This window comes from Acinetobacter pittii, from assembly GCF_034064985.1.
In the GTDB taxonomy this organism is placed as follows: Bacteria; Pseudomonadota; Gammaproteobacteria; order Pseudomonadales; family Moraxellaceae; genus Acinetobacter; species Acinetobacter pittii_H.
Map to the genome: position 1 here is coordinate 2,697,564 of NZ_CP139249.1, position 16,291 is coordinate 2,713,854.

Sequence of the window (16,291 nt, forward strand, 5' to 3'; positions counted from 1 at the left end):
ATCTTAATTTTTATTAAAATTACTTATATCTAGAAAATTAAACAATTATAATATATCAAAATATTCTTCACATAATGAATTTCCAATCCTGATATTTTTCAACCTTTTCAAATTTTTCTAAAGAAGGTAAAAATCCTGATTTTTTAATCGTTTTTTTTGACGAAGAACTATATATACCAATAATTTGATTTTCACTATTTTTAATAATTAAAAAATCTTTTGATGTCATTGGATCTTTTTCTAGTTTTCTTAAATAACGCTTTACCTCTAAATATCTAGGATCTCTTAATAGATCTTCTAATTTTTCAGGATAGGTTTTTACACCCCCTGGTGAACTCTGATAATATTGATAAATTGCTTTTCTATACATTAATCCAATTTTTAAAAGCTCCTCTTCTTTTTCACGCTGTTTTAAAGTCGCATAGTTTATAGACCACTGCCCAACCCCTAAAGATAGAAATAAAAGTGATAGTAGCATCCATATATAAATCGCTCCCTGCTGAGAAGATCTAGTGTTTATATTATAAAGTTTATTATTTACCATTCTGAGTAAACTCGATTATCACTACCTATCTGTTGACTTGTAGACTTAATATCATAAATACCTCCTATTTGTTTTTCTTTTACAACATCCCATTCATGTTTTTCAGCAATTGGATCTAATGGAATTACTCTTAAATAATGTTTTTCAACAAGTTGATTAAGTTTATCTGGATATTCGCCTTGATCAGAATAATACTGATCTATACTTTTTCGAATAACTGACAAGTTTTGTCTTAAAGCAATTTCTTTACCTTCTTCAATTTTATTTAAATACCGTGGAGTAACAATTGACAGCAGTAGAGCAATGACAGATAAAACTACCAACAACTCAACAATAGTAAATCCTCTTTTTGTTTTATTTAAATAATTACCACTCATGATACGCTATCCCATTCGTGCCTATTTTCTTAGAAGTAGAGTAAATATCATAGACATCCTCCCCTTCTTTGGGATCATTATCATCACTTAAAAATGAACGCTTCCCCCATGTTTGTTCAGGTGGTATATTTTTTTGTGTCGAAAATGGATCAGCAGGGATTTTCCTAATAAACCGTTGATGCTTTATTTTCCCCCTTTCCTCTGGAATCCCTTCAAGTATTTTTAAATTTGGTGGATAACCACTCGCCGTTTGGAATTGTTTCGGTATTTCATTTTTATCACTTGCTTCTTTATAAGCATCTATAGCATCACGAATTTCAACTAATGCTCGTTTCAACTCTCGTTCTTTAGACTGCCTAGAAGCAATGTCAGAAACAGGTATAACAACAGAGGCTAGTAAAGCCAATAAAACTAAAGAAACTAATACCTCAACAAAGGTAAAGCCATACTGTTGTCTATTCATTGATTTAGCTCAAACTCTTTAACAACTTTATCCGACAAAGCTTGCTCACCTTTACCATCATTTAAATTAATTTTTCCATTTTCTATTACTATATTTTCTTTATGATTCGATTGTTTTGCAGGAACCTTAAACGTCAAAAGAGCAATAGGACCTTGATGTTGGGGTGTAGCGCCAAATGTTAATTTCGTTCCACTACTATTTTTCTCCTGATCAATACGTGTAGTTGGTGCAATATTAACGATTTTCACCAATTCCCACGATTCTGGGTGTCGAACATCTAGACTTAAGGATTGGAAAGCAGGGGTATTTTGTATGAGGGCTAATGTCGTCTGGGTAATTCGCCCTAATGCATCTCGGCTGTATTTAAGGGATTTATTATCATGATCAACAATTTCAACCACTTCATTGGCGATATTGCTCTTCTCTGTACGCTTTAAGTTCTTGGCATTGGTCATTGTGGTTTGCAAGCCACTGCGCGTATAGCTGGTGACCCGATTACCCGGCTCTGTCAATTTACTTACACGTCCAAGCGCATCATATTCATAGGTCGTCCATTGCAGGTTTGCATAGGCTACATTGCTCAGGCTTGGGCTACTGCTGCGATACAGACGGCCAGATGCGGTATATTCATTACGCACCACCGTATTATTGACGTTGTCATAGGCTTTGGTCAGTGTCCGCTTAACGTTGCCATTAGCATCTTTATAGGTAATGACCGGTGCATTTAATGTTGAAGTCGAGGTGATCTTATAGTTTTCACCCTTTTCACATTCACTGCTATTACTTCCCACCTCAACAAAGGTCTTACATAACTGATAGCTTATATCCGTCTGTACACCACTGGCCGATTTAGTCTGAATCACACGACCAAGGGCATCAATTTTCTGGGTACTTACAACCCCGTTGATATCTGTGGAAGTCAGGAGTTGTCCTGTAACCGGATCATAGGTTGCTGTAGACTGCTGCGATAATGCATTGGTCTCTTTGGTCTTGAATACACCAGCCGGATAACCTGTTCCTGCCTCATAGGCTGAGCTGACCGTGCGGGTTGCTCCCGTATCCGTTCCGTTGCCCGTACCACTTACACTGACTTTGGTGACATTGCCATAGGCATCATAGCTATAATCAGTCTGTAGCTTTAACGCTGCGTCATCTGGTTCATCAATCTTTTTAATGACTTGTCGTTTGGTATCATATTCATAACTGGTTTTTGTTTGAATTGCAGTTTGACCCGTACGTGAAGCCGTCATCACCCGGTCTTTGATCAGGCCCGGAATCCAGTTGGTCTTGTCAGCTGTGCCATAAGTGGGTTTGACTGTCGTGGTAAATACGTTTGTACCATCTGCACTGCTTGTGGTTACCGTTGAATCGGTTAAATTACCAAATACATTTTCGTAGTTATTGGCTGTGACTGTCTTGGAAACCAGTGTACCCAGTTCATAATTCTCAACTGTAGATTTCTTGATTCGTGGGAATTTAACCTTGGTGGTCGGATATGCACTGTCGCTTACAAAGTCTGCATCAGCAACGGTTAACTTAGACACTAAGGCATCATTCGCTTTGGTCACTACAGATTTCGCCATCCCGATAAAAGGATAGTTCTGGTTAAAGATGGTTTCTTTCTCTACAGTATTGGTAACGGCATAAATATCCGATGGCTTATTATAGCTTTCCAGTTTTTCTGTTTGTCTTTCGAAGCCAAGAAAACGATTCTCTTTAACATCTAGGCGGGGAGTAGAATAATCATAAGTCGCCTGTGCACCCAACACATCATTTAAATAATTACGTATATATTTAACTGTCCAGATCGGTGCATTTGTTCCCCTAACTGGAAATGGCTTGGATTCTTGATTCTCAGGGTCGCTACTTATACTAGAATATGAGAAAACTTCTTTACGCCCATCACCAGGTTCAATTGAACGCAACATATCTGGTAGAGTTAACGTAGGCATGTATACGCTAGTAAACTGCCCATCAAATATAGGGTCTGGAGCTCTATCCGTCGCATTTGTTACTATGGAATATAAAAAACTTTTTCCGTCAGCTTTATGCGGATATGCCAAAATTCTAAAATCTAAGTCAGGTAAACCATCTAAATTTATGTCAAAAAGTGTGGGAATAATGTCAATTTTAAAATATTCTGGGCTGACAAAACTAGGATACCCCATAATTGCAAACATAATTTCTTCAGCACTACCAGCTTTGGCTTGATCCCAACTTGTTAAATGAAAATTATCGATATCAAACTGTTTAGCTGGCTTTTGTAAAAAAGTAATTAGATTTGGTTTAAAGGAATAAGTATATCTATAGAAATCAACCAATCCATCTTGGTTAAAATCCACAAAATTTGGTGGACTGATTTTAGTGGTTTCCCAGTCTGAACCCCAGCCTGTCGTATCTATAACAAACGGTGAGGTTTCAACTGTAGTAGACAACTCAAAACTATTTGCATCATCTCTTGAAAGTAGTGGTACTATTTGTTCCTTAAATCTTGTAGAAGTTCCATTTGTACTATCCATTCTTATGATTTTAGACATGAGAATGTCATCAAGACCATCATTATTATAATCAACTACATTAAATTCATAATCTTTATATATATTTGCTTCACTTCCTTGGACCGCCCACTCCCAATCAACAGGAAAAAATCTAGAATTACATTTAAGCACTCTATCTTTATTAACTACATCCCAGTAAACGCTCATAGCACAAAAGCCAAGCCCCCATGTGGTATCAGTATAATAAAGAATTACATCATTTATTTTTCCTCTATTGAAATTTCCAGATAGTATTCTTGAAGATATTTTAGAGCTTCCGGTACTATTTTTTAATTTAGTTATAATTGCAGGATCTACTGTAGAGGTTTTAATAGAAAGCTTCGCTCCCGTACCATCGAGCTTAATGCCATCAAAACGAATATTGTTATCATCAGCATATGTTATAATAAGATCATTAATACCATCTCGACTTCCATCCATTACCTTTATATTTACCAATGGCAATGGAACCACATTAATATTTAGAACTTCTTTATAGAGCTTAAACTCTTTATCGCCCTTAACATTAAAAGAAGAAGAAAACTCTAAAATTGAGACATTATTAGAACTATCCTTTCCATAAATAACTAGATCCTCAATTTGATCCCCATTAATATCCATAACAATTGGATACCACTCTTTAAAACCACTCAATAAACTATGTGTAATTTTAGTAGAATAGTCACTACCAAGAGGAAATATACTTAAACCATCAACATTTTTTGAAATAATTGTCTGGAGTTTATTTTGATTTTTATTCACTTTTAGTGAAACATAGCGTACATTGCTTTTGTCTGAAATTGATGGAATCGGGGCTATTCCCGCCCTTGCAGGTTTATTCATCCGTTCTTTACCGAATGAACTCCAAGTTAATTTAGTTGGAATAGTACATAATCTATCGCTTCCATTAATTGAGCAATAGTTGATTGACTTTAATCTGGTTTTCTTTGCAGCCGTATCATTGATATCTTCATACTGAAAACTATATTCTCCCTTTAAAGCATTATTTACTTTAAGATTTATTTTTGAGAGCTTTTTATCTAATACATGTGCAGAAACACTTTCTGAAGTAATGACTCGTTTTTCAATATCTAATCGAGGAGTATATTCGAAGTCAATTGAATTGAGAGGAACAGCAGTACCATTACCAGTATATTTAATTGATTTAGGATATAAAAAACCCTTTTTTAAGTCATCATATTCAACTGTCCAATAGTTACCATTATTATCTTTTACAGTTGTAAGTGCCCAATCTGTAATATTTTCGGCAGTTTCGTACTGTCCAGTCACTAAGTCTTTATGATTAAATTTAAGTGGGGTAGCATATTCTTTTGTTATGCCATCTTTAGTTTTAACAATAAATTTTTTAATATTAGCTTTACCAGATTCAAGCTCAAGCGTAATTTTTGAAAAATCATCATCTTCAAACCGGAACTCTGTAGAAGCCGCAGCCGCAGTATCTGGACTTATTTTTATCAGTTTTTTACCATCTAAAGAAAAACAGGATTGATTAAAAATTGATGTATTAGGTGGATTAGTAGTTCCATAATTAATAGCCTCTATAAATAGACTATCATCTACAGTTTGGTATATATCAGTCTTATCGCTAATATTATCGCAACGAGATACAGCAGAAATCCCCCCAACACTCCATCCAAAACCTAGAATACCATCAGGGCTCTCTCCGCTATAATTAAGGGATAATGGCGGAACAAAGCCATTAAGAGAAGGAGGAATATTCAGCGGAATATTATGATTGAGTACACCCACTGGACTAACAGAGGTTTTACCATTTAAAGTTTCTGCGAGTTCTATATCTGCTGCATGAGAATGATGAATTGCTAGAAAAATTGATATAAAAAGTATTTTGTATTTCATTGTATAAGGTTAAGTATCATTTATGTAGCCAAATATTACTCAATCCCACATAAATAAACAATAAACAATAAGCAATATCTGACTTATAAAGTGAAGCACTGAATTCTATTTTTCTCTTCTACTTTTTGCACATTATTAAATTTTTCTTGATCAAAACTCACTCGCAAAAAAAATGATTTTCGATTATAAAGAAATCAGAAAAAACTAAATTTAGAATATTAAAAAATAAATCTCCAGGTAATTATTTAATTTTAAAAATTGAGTAAATATAATCAATATCGCCAAAAAAGTTTGGTTTATTTGTAGTTTTAAAACTTCCAGAACTTAAATCGCCATCTTTTTCATCCATACAATTCAACCCATCACTATTAAGAAAATGATTAAATTATTTCAAATATTTAATTTATGAAATTAATTTCTCACGATACTCATTTGGTGAAATACCTGTCCAGTGACGGTAGGCTTTTCGGAAGTAAGAAGTATCTGAAAAGCCAATTCTCTCAGCAATTTCATCTATGGTTAAAGTTGTCTCTCGCAAATATTCATCAGCAAGACGGCGCCGAGTCTCATCTAACAATTCTTGATAGGTTAAATCAAAACCTGCCAAGCGCCGGTGTAAAGTACGCTTTGAGATATGTAAACGTTCAGCCATTTCTTGAGCTGATGGAAAAAGCCCTGTTCCATCCAATAGTATTAAACGAATCGTTTTCACCAACTCAGGCTCCTCAAGTTCAGCAGCACCTAGCATCCGCTCACAAAACGACTTACACATGTCCGCAGTAATCGGGTTGGCATTTGGACAAGGTACATCGAGCCATTTTAAATCAAAGTGCCATTGCATTATCCCAGCATTAAACTGAACAGGACAATGAAAAACTTTTTCATATTCTTCTGCATAGTCAGGCGCTGGGTATGGTAATAAAAGCTTCTTCGCTTGAAATGGTCCTTCAAGTACCCGTTCAACTAAAGTTTGCATGGAGCTAAACCAAAACTCGCACACTAAAGGTAAAAGCTTACCCAGTGCAATAATGTCCTGCCCTTCAAAAACGGCAACATCATCTCGAATATAAAAAGACTTCTTTAAAATAGGCCCTGCAAGCTTAACGTGTCGGATGCCTAGCTCTACCGCTTGTCTAAAATTACGTGAGGAATATAACGCATAGCCATACACTCCAAAATCTGACAATCGCTGCTTTTGCCCTGCGCGCAGACCAATGAGTGGATCATTTGATAGCTTTTGAATATTTTGAAATAGCTGAATTTTTTGGACTTGGGAAATATATAAAGATGATTGATTCATCGCATCTGGCGAAATATTTGTGCCAGATAAAACATCTGATATTGAATGGCCTTGCAAACCCATTTCATCAAATAAACTGGTTAAACCCAGCAAATACGTATTGGCACCTAAGGGTGTATTATCATAATTTCCTTCGATAACACTATTTGCATTTTTATAAATATTTTTAGGCATTTAATTCACACCATCCCTAGAGTGACATGCATAATGGCACTAAACTACCTCTTGTTGTCTCAATTTAACATCGACCATACAACGCTTCAAGCATAAAGTATGATAAGCAAAAGTATGGAAGGAACAATAATGGAACGCTCCACTTTAAAAGAATATAGCGGCTCTGCCACTGAACATATGGAACTTATTTTTTCCAAACAACGTGCCAATTTTGAAGCAGATCCTTACCCAAGTCTTGAAGCACGCCGCACAAAACTGCATCAACTTAAAAAACAAATTATCCGTTATCAAGATGCTTTGGCTGCCGCGATTAATGCTGACTTTAGTTCAAGATCACTTGATGAATCTAAACTACTAGATTTGCTTGGTTCTGTATTGGAAGCTGATCATGCGATTCATCATTTACGCCGCTGGATGCGCCCAAGTAAACGCCGTACCGAGCTTTTATTTTTATCAAACCGTTTAAGTGTGCAATACCAACCTAAAGGCGTGGTTGGTGTGATTGTTCCTTGGAACTTCCCCGTTTATTTAGCACTTGGCCCACTCATTGCCGCATTAGCTGCAGGCAACCGAGTCATGATTAAGCTGCCTGAAATTACCCCGAATACTAATGCAATGCTTCGACGCATGCTGGCAGAAGTTTTTAATGAAGATGAAGTGGCCGTGTTTGGTGAAGAAATTACAGACCCAGCAAGATTTACCTCTTTGCCATTTAACCATATTGTCTTTACTGGCTCCCCAGCTATTGGCAAAGTCGTCATGCGAGCAGCAGCTGAAAACTTAACACCTGTTACACTTGAGTTAGGTGGTAAATCACCTGCAATTGTAAGCCGCAACTACCCGCTTGCCGATGCTGCAAAACGTATTACACATGGTAAAGCAACAAATAGTGGTCAAATCTGTGTAGCACCTGACTACGCGTTGGTTCCCAAAGAAAGTATTGATGAATTTGTTGAAGCTGCGAAATCAAGCTTTATAAAAATGTTTGGTCAAAACATTGAAAATAATGAGAATTACACATCCATTGTGAACGACCGCCATTTAAAACGTATTCAAGATATTTTGACCGATGCGCAAGAAAAAGGTGCCCTTATTATTCCTTGCGATACTTATAGCTTTGACCAACAAGGTCGCAGGATGCCTGTGCACATTGTGCTGAATTGCACGCCAGACATGCGGATTATGAAAGAAGAACTCTTTGGTCCTATTTTACCTGTAGTGGCTTATGATTCTTTAGATGATGCAATTACCTATGTGAAATCGGACGAACGGCCTTTAGCCCTTTATTGCTTTACGCATAGTTCAATAGAACGTGATCGTATTTTGCGTGAGACTCATTCGGGTGGTGTGACCATTAATGACTGGGGCTGGCATGTAGTTAACCATGATGCTCCTTTCGGGGGTATCGGCAACTCAGGTATGGGGTCATATCATGGTGAGGAAGGTTTCCGCGAACTTTCACATGCAAAAACGGTTTTTATTCGCCATCGGTTTTTCCCGACTCAGCTTTTCCACCCTCCTTATGGAACATTCCTTCAAAAATTAGCGATTCGCTTTTTCTTGAAGAAAGGCGATCCAAATATTAAATAAGGATGATAAAAAAGCCTCGTAATGAGGCTTTTTTATTGGGTTTTTAAATAATAAGATTTCTAATAAGATCACTAAAATTTATTTAAATATAATCAACCTTTTGAGCTTTTAAGATATCAAGCTGCAACATCTTTTTCTTTTTATATTTATAGGCAATAAATAAACCAATAAACCAGATTGGTGAACACTCAAGTGCAATTAAAGTATCATGGTCTAAAGCCAAAATTACGATAGTAAACACTAAAAATAACATGGTCATCCAAGCCATAAATAATCCACCCGGCATTTTATATTTTGACTGGGCATGTAATTCAGGGCTTTTCTTACGATAATAAATATATGAAAGTACTATCAACATAAACGTAAAAATACATAAAATTGAAGTGAGCGCTGAAATAATCGTAAATGCAGTCATAACATTAGGCACAATAAATAAAATAGATGTTCCAACCGTTACGCACGCCATTGAAAATATAAGTCCGCGAATTGGAACTTTTCTTTTTGACAGCTTACTAAAGCTTTTAGGGGCATCGTTGTCTAAAGCCAAACCGTATAACATACGGCTGGTCGCAAAGATTCCACTGTTTGCAGAAGATAAAGCTGAAGTCGCAACAACAAAGTTGATTAAACCTGCCGCAATTGGTAACCCGACCAAAGTAAACATTTCCACAAATGGGCTCTTTTCTGGTGAAACTTTTGCCCAAGATGTGACTGCAATAATACAAACCAACGCGCCCACATAGAATAATAAAATACGTAAAGGAATAGAGTTAATCGCTTTTGGAAGTGAAGTATGCGGATCTTTAGTTTCAGCAGCAGTCGTACCGACAAGCTCAATACCCACAAATGCAAATATGGCAATTTGAAAACCTGCCAAGAAACCGGTTACACCATAAGGAAACATTGATTCTGTTTCAAACAAATGGCTCATTGAAGCCTTAACACCATTTGGTGAAGTAAACCCGGTCCCAATTAAATAAATACCAGCCAGAATAAATAGAATAATTGCAGTAATTTTGATGAGTGAGAACCAAAACTCAAGTTCACCGAACAATCGAACGGCCACAAAATTGAGTATGGTCAAGATCGCTAATGATGTAAATGCTGGAATCCAGACGGGTAAATCGGGATACCAAAACTGCATGTACCCTCCGATCACAATCACATCGGCAATCGCAGTAATAATCCAGTTACACCAGTAGGACCAGCCAAGGAAAAATCCAGCCCATGGGCCGAGATAAGCCGTTGCAAAATCGGCGAAGGTTTTAAAATTAGTATTTGCAAGCAACAATTCACCCATTGCCCGCATCACGAAGAAAAAGAAGAAACCAATAATTAAATAGGTTAAAACAATTGAAGTACCCGAAACACTTAATGTTTTCCCGGAACCCATAAATAATCCGGTACCAATTGCACCACCGATTGCGATCATTTGAATATGACGATTTGTCAATGAGCGCTGCAATTTCTCTTCTTCTTGCTCAGTCATATGTTGACTACCAAGAAGATCTCCTTCCAGGAACTGCTTTCCGTTATTCTTACTCATGTAATATTTACTCCAATTTATAGCAACCGTCGTAAATGCTTTAATAATAAACAGATTATATGATTATTAATTTAGTCCATTAAACCATTCTAAAAATATTATTAAATCACTTAAGACCTTATAAATTCCTTTTTAAAAGCCATCACCTATAACAATAAAAATTATTCATCATTCCTTTCCTTCATTATTATATTAGCCTGATTTCCAAAATATAATTTCAATAAACATTTAAAATATATAGATTAATTAAATATTTTATTGATTTACCTTTTATATAGAAAAACAGGCTAATTAATTCCAGCTCAGCGAGCAAGATTGTATTTATCCATATACCCATCTTGCGCTAGCGATAATATATTATTCCTTCTTAAATTTGGTGAAATGTATAGTAATTTCCGCTTAATTAACAGCCATTCGCAAATATTCAGTGGCTTTGAGTTTATTGACCACTTCTGGACTCGAAACTTGTTTAACATGAACACTTAGCACGCGAACTAAAGAGCCATTTTCAACATTCAATTGGTTTGCCTGTTCTTTTGTTAACTGCAATATGTTCTGATGAGGCTGGCTATACACAAGAATGGCGCGATAATTTTCATAATCATCATTGGCCACAATGTAAGACTCATCCCCTACAGCGATATTTTGAGGCTGTTCGATTTGAACCGTTACAGACTGGCTTTCTTTAATCGCCCGTAAATTTTCGATATCCGCTTGCAGCGTTGCACCACCATCAAAAATATCTATATAGCCTTTATAGCGTAGCCCCTCTTCAAGCAAGAGATTATAGGCTGGTCGAGTATTCGGGTGCACAATGCCAATCGCAGCTTTAGCATCGTCAGGTAACATATCGACATAGAGGGGATGTCTTGGCATCAGCTCAGCAATAAAAGCCTTTTGCCCGACTCCACTTAAATAATCGGCCTTGGTAAATTCGATATTAAAAAACTTATGACCTACGGCATTCCAAAATGGTGACTGCCCATTGGCGTCAGAATATCCGCGCATTTCGGCAACAATCGTTTCTTCAAAATATTGACGAAATGCTGAAAGAAATAAGAAACGGACTTTAGATAAAAATTTGCCATTTTTATTTAAGCGATAGTCAGGGTCTAAAAATAAAGTACAAAGCTCACTACAATTGGTATGGTCATTACTCAAATACAAAGTAGGTAAAGCGTTATAAACACTTAATGGTTCTGACGCATGTACTTGTGTCCCAACATGAAAGTTATACCAAGGTTCTTTTAAACCAAGTGCGACTTCAATACCGCAAACACCGACAACTTTGTTGAGTTCAGTATCTTCTAAAACAAATAGGTAAACCTGATCTGCCTTTGGGAGTTCGCCTGCGACTGTCTTACACGCCCTCTCAATACGAGCAGCAAGTTTTTCCATATTTGGCTGCAAAGATGTCAAACCAAAACCTGCTTTTTGCGCCAACAGGTAAAGGTCATTAACATCTTTAGATTCGATGTAACGAATAATCATCATGCTGCTTGTTCATCCTTTTGAATTTCCACAAAGCGAGCAAGCGCACGTTCAAAGCGTTTTAGGCCTTCATCAATATCAGCAAATGGGATGATTAAAGACGGTGTAAAACGTACAACATTTGGACCTGCAATAAGACTCAGCAAACCTTCTTCGCCCGCAAGGTTATTGATGTCTTTTGCTTTACCAGCGAATTCATCTTTTAACGCACAACCAATCAATAAGCCTTCACCGCGAATCGTTTTAAAGACTTCATATTTTTCATTTAATTTATTTAAAGCGTTTTTATAGTAGTCATGACGCTCTTTAACACCCTTCAGTACTTCAGGCGTATTAATAAACTCAAACACTGCACCTGCCACCGCACTTGCTAACGGGTTACCACCATAAGTCGTACCATGTGTACCGACAGAAAAATGCGGAGCAAACTTATCGGTTGTTAACATTGCACCGACTGGGAAACCACCACCTAATGCTTTGGCAGTCGTTAATACATCTGGAATAACACCAGAGTTCATGTAGGCATAAAGTGCACCTGTACGACCAACACCAGTTTGTACTTCATCAAAAATCAGTAAGGCGCCGAACTCATCACACAGTGCACGCAAACCTTTTAAAAATTCGATGTCAGCAGGAATAACACCGCCTTCACCTTGGATCGGCTCAACAATAACTGCACAAGTTTGCTCATTAATGACCGCTTTTGCAGCTTCTAAATCGTTAAAAGCAACATGGTTAATGCCATTTGGAAGTGGTGCAAAGTCTTGTGAATATTTAGGTTGACCACCCGCCGAAACGGTAAATAAAGTACGGCCATGGAACGCATTATTAAATGCCACAATGCCACTTTTTCCAGCAATGCCACTGTCTAGACCAACTTTACGAGCTAGTTTGAGCGCTGCTTCATTCGCTTCTGCACCTGAGTTACAGAAGAAAACCTTGTCTGCAAATGTATTTTCGGTAAGTTGTTTAGCAAGGCGTAGAACAGGTTCATTTGTATAACCATTGCCTACATGCCAAAGTTTTGTTGCTTGTTCTGTTAAAGCATTTACTGCCACTGGATGCACATGACCTAATGCGTTTACTGCAATCCCGCCTGCAAAATCGATATATTCTTTATTTTCTTGATCCCAAATACGTGAACCTTCGCCACGTACCGGAATGAAATTTGCCGGTGCAAAAACTGGAACCATCCACTCGTTAAAGTCATTACGAGAAACTGCAAAATTATTCATCTTATCTAGTCCATTAAATTGAATTATTAGGCTTAACCGATGCCCCTATTATTCAAAATCAAATTGATTCACAAAATTTGTAATTCAGTAAAAAATGAATTATTTTTTACCAATTTGATAATTGACAATTACAATATGGATAACATTGATCAAATTATTTTAGGTTTACTTAAAGATAACGCACGGATGTCTGTTACCGAGTTAGCCGAAAAAGTTCACGTTTCACGGGCAACGGTAAAAAAGAGAATCGAATATTTGGAGTCTTCGGGCATCATTACTGGATATACAGTACGGTTTAAACCCAATGCAGAACGCAACGTCATCCGTGCATGGATGAGCATTATGGTTGAAGGCACTAAAGCGCAGTCTGTGATTAAAGAACTACGCCTAGAAAGTGCCGTGGAATGTTTGCATAAAACCAATGGCAAATGGGACATTTTGGTTGAGCTACGCTCTGACACTTTAGAAAACTTCGATAAAGTATTAGAAAGAATTAGAAATATTTCAGGTATTTATAATAGTGAAACCAGTATTCTGCTTGCGAGTCATAAGACCTAATCATTCACTTTAATTTCAAATAATAAGAACGAAAAATTGATGGGCTAAGCATAAGGTTTGGCTCATCAAACTGCTCTCGATTAGAAAATTCTTCAATTGTCTTTCATCAAATCTACTGAACTAGTACGACAATCAACTTCTCCTAAAAATCGTCAATAAATTTTTAATTTTTTTAAATAATCAAAATCAAAGACTTAAAATCTAATTTGATTTAAATTTTCACTTTTTTCACTCACTCCTCTCATCAAAGCATTTGACAGAAAATTTAAAACATAATACATATAGTATTATATGTTATATGTTAAAACCTAAGGACAAGGTATAAAAAATGGCTAAAACTCAACTACAACACTTTATTAACGGCGAATATGTTACTAGCAAAGGAAATGATTATTTCGACTTGGTAAGCCCAGTGACTGGTGAAGTTTATGCACAATCACCGAATGCAACCGAGGCAGAAGTTGATGCTGCTTATGCCGCTGCTAAAGAGGCATTTAAAATTTGGGGACGCAGTACACCTTCGACTCGTCAAAAAGCATTACTGAATTTAGCAGATGCTATTGAAGCAAATGCGGAGCGTTTAATTGAGGCTCAAAGTCGTAATACGGGTCAGTTAAAACATTTAATTGCATCGGAAGAAGTGGGGGCATCAGCAGATCAGGTTCGTTTCTTTGCAGGTGCTGCCCGCCTACTCAATGGCACTGCTTCAGGTGAATATTTAGAAGGTTTAACCTCTTCTATTCGCCGCGAACCAGTCGGTGTAGTTGGACAAGTTACACCTTGGAACTATCCACTCATGATGGCTGTCTGGAAAATTGCTCCAGCTTTAGCCGCAGGTAATACCGTGGTACTTAAACCAAGTGATACGACGCCTGAAAGTACGCTTTTACTTGCTGAAATTGCTGCACCATTTTTCCCGAAAGGTGCATTTAACGTGGTGTTAGGCCAAGCGCAAGTCGGTTCAAAAGTTGTATCACATAAGACTCCTGCACTCGTTTCTATTACAGGCTCAGTTCGTGCCGGATTACAAGTTGCAGCTTCTGCCGCAGCAAATCTAGCGAAAGCGCATCTGGAGCTTGGTGGTAAAGCACCTGTAGTGGTTTTTGAAGATGCTGACCTCGACAAAGCAGTTGAAATGATTGCTTTAACGGGCTATTTCAACGCAGGGCAAGACTGTACTGCGGCAACGCGTGTGATTGTGGCTGAATCTGTTCATGACGAATTTTTAGCTAAACTTGTTGAAGCTGCAAAAAATACCCGTTTTGGGGAACCTGATGATCAAGACGCGCTTTATGGCCCACTTAACAATGCCAACCAATTGAAAAATGTTAAAGCCTTTATCGACAACTTACCTGCTCACGCTAAAGTTGAAACGGGCGGGAAACAGGCAGACCGTCCAGGCTTCTATTTTGAACCGACTGTTATTAGTGGCTTAAAACAACACGACGAAGCAATTCAAAATGAAATTTTTGGACCAGTGATTACCGTTCAAAAATTTACAGATGAAAATGATGCGATTGAAAAAGCCAACGATGTTGAATATGGCCTAGCTTCAAGTGTTTGGACCAAAGACCATGCCCGCGCAACTCGTCTTTCTCGTGAACTCGATTTCGGTACAGTTTGGATTAACACCCATATTCCTTTAACCGCAGAAATGCCACACGGCGGTTTCAAAAAATCAGGTTACGGTAAAGATTTATCTGGCTACGGTTTTGAAGAATATACTCGCGTTAAACATGTGATGAGTTCAAATGAATAATAACAATGAGTTTTGAAAGGAGATCAAAATGAATAAACAAGAAATGAAAGACTTGGTGACTAAAGCCCATCACGAGCTCTTTAATTTGCACGACACCACTGCTTTGGACCGTTATTTTTCTGAAGACTTTATAGAGCACTCACCACTCGTTGCAAATGGCATTTCAGGCCTTCGCCAATTGGTAGAAGACTGCCCCGACATGCAACATGAAGCTGTGCGTGTATTGGCAGATGGTGACTTGGTTGCAATTCATGGCCGCTTTCAAGGATTAGATGAAAACCCTTTAGTCGGTTTTGATATTTACCGAGTGAAAGATGGCAAAATTGTGGAACATTGGGATGGACTGGTAGCAGAAGCCGCGCCAAATGTGAGTGGTAGAACACAATTAGATGGTCCGACTGAAATCGTCACTCACCATGATCCAGAGAAAAATCGTGAGATTGTGACCTCGTTCTTTAAGAAGTCATTAATTGATGGCAATTATGAGGCATTTAAAGAATACACTCACAATGATCAGTTCATTCAACATAGTCCAGACATTGGCGATGGTGTTAAAGCAGTCATTGATTTTTTGAACAATATCCGTAATGAAGGACAAGGTTTGGTATACTCCAAAACGCATCGCTCCATTGCTGATGGTCAATTTGTCTTGACACATTCCGAAGGAAGTATTGCCGGAAATCGACATGCCTATTTTGAATTATGGCGAGTCGATAATGGCAAAATTGTTGAACTTTGGGATGCAATACCAGCTGTGCCTGAAGATGAACAGGCCGTCCATCAATATGGCGTGTTTTAATCATTTATCCGTTTCATTAAGCTAAGTCTCTGACTTAGCT

At 37.4% G+C, this 16,291-nt stretch carries 12 protein-coding genes; 4 read left to right on the forward strand and 8 right to left on the reverse strand.

The features are described 5' to 3' along the window. Positions 1–67: 67 nt before the first annotated feature. The 5 genes from SOI76_RS12970 to SOI76_RS12990 form a co-directional block, all read right to left on the reverse strand. On the reverse strand, positions 68–544 hold the full coding sequence (locus SOI76_RS12970; protein WP_250621802.1) for a type II secretion system protein: 477 nt from the start codon (positions 542–544) through the stop codon (positions 68–70). Beyond that, positions 538–921, reverse strand: a complete 384-nt coding sequence (locus SOI76_RS12975) for a type II secretion system protein (protein ID WP_104079392.1) — start codon at positions 919–921, stop codon at positions 538–540. The genes SOI76_RS12970 and SOI76_RS12975 overlap by 7 nt, the downstream gene beginning before the upstream one ends. Further along, positions 911–1,384, reverse strand: a complete 474-nt coding sequence (locus tag SOI76_RS12980) for a prepilin-type N-terminal cleavage/methylation domain-containing protein (RefSeq protein ID WP_104079391.1) — start codon at positions 1,382–1,384, stop codon at positions 911–913. The genes SOI76_RS12975 and SOI76_RS12980 overlap by 11 nt, the downstream gene beginning before the upstream one ends. After that, the gene (locus SOI76_RS12985; RefSeq protein WP_146065066.1) at positions 1,381–5,799 is read right to left on the reverse strand and encodes an RHS repeat domain-containing protein; all 4,419 of its coding nucleotides are present in this window, start codon (positions 5,797–5,799) and stop codon (positions 1,381–1,383) included. Before SOI76_RS12985 ends, SOI76_RS12980 begins: the two co-directional genes overlap by 4 nt. 403 nt (positions 5,800–6,202) lie before the next feature. Further along, complete coding sequence (locus SOI76_RS12990) at positions 6,203–7,273, reverse strand: AraC family transcriptional regulator (RefSeq protein WP_104079390.1); 1,071 nt, start codon at positions 7,271–7,273, stop codon at positions 6,203–6,205. Between the two features lie 129 nt (positions 7,274–7,402). Between SOI76_RS12990 and SOI76_RS12995 the strand changes: the two genes are divergently transcribed. Then, positions 7,403–8,863, forward strand: a complete 1,461-nt coding sequence (locus SOI76_RS12995) for a coniferyl aldehyde dehydrogenase (protein WP_104079389.1) — start codon at positions 7,403–7,405, stop codon at positions 8,861–8,863. 82 nt (positions 8,864–8,945) lie between these two features. On the opposite strand, the gene SOI76_RS13000 is transcribed toward SOI76_RS12995, so the two are convergent. The 3 genes from SOI76_RS13000 to SOI76_RS13010 all read right to left on the reverse strand — a co-directional run bounded on the left by SOI76_RS13000 (position 8,946) and on the right by SOI76_RS13010 (position 13,135). After that, positions 8,946–10,409 carry an amino acid permease gene (locus tag SOI76_RS13000; protein WP_205668396.1) on the reverse strand — a complete coding sequence of 488 codons (1,464 nt, stop codon included), beginning with the start codon at positions 10,407–10,409 and terminating at the stop codon, positions 8,946–8,948. A 399-nt stretch (positions 10,410–10,808) separates the two neighbouring features. Then, positions 10,809–11,903 carry an arginine N-succinyltransferase gene (astA, locus tag SOI76_RS13005; RefSeq protein ID WP_104079388.1) on the reverse strand — a complete coding sequence of 365 codons (1,095 nt, stop codon included), beginning with the start codon at positions 11,901–11,903 and terminating at the stop codon, positions 10,809–10,811. Further along, entirely contained in the window at positions 11,900–13,135 is a 1,236-nt protein-coding gene (locus SOI76_RS13010; RefSeq protein ID WP_104079387.1) for an aspartate aminotransferase family protein, read from the reverse strand. Before SOI76_RS13010 ends, astA begins: the two co-directional genes overlap by 4 nt. Positions 13,136–13,270: 135 nt before the next feature. On the opposite strand from SOI76_RS13010, the gene SOI76_RS13015 reads away from it, so the two are divergent. The 3 genes from SOI76_RS13015 (at position 13,271) to SOI76_RS13025 (ending at position 16,251) form a co-directional block, all read left to right on the forward strand. Next, positions 13,271–13,693 (forward strand): Lrp/AsnC family transcriptional regulator, encoded by a 423-nt coding sequence (locus tag SOI76_RS13015; RefSeq protein WP_002120489.1) that lies wholly within the window; start codon positions 13,271–13,273, stop codon positions 13,691–13,693. 328 nt (positions 13,694–14,021) lie between these two features. Next, on the forward strand, positions 14,022–15,452 hold the full coding sequence (locus SOI76_RS13020) for a gamma-aminobutyraldehyde dehydrogenase (RefSeq protein ID WP_104079386.1): 1,431 nt from the start codon (positions 14,022–14,024) through the stop codon (positions 15,450–15,452). Between the two features lie 28 nt (positions 15,453–15,480). Further along, a complete protein-coding gene (locus tag SOI76_RS13025) occupies positions 15,481–16,251 on the forward strand; it encodes a nuclear transport factor 2 family protein (RefSeq protein WP_032037932.1) in 771 nt (256 codons plus the stop codon). Positions 16,252–16,291 lie beyond the last annotated feature (40 nt).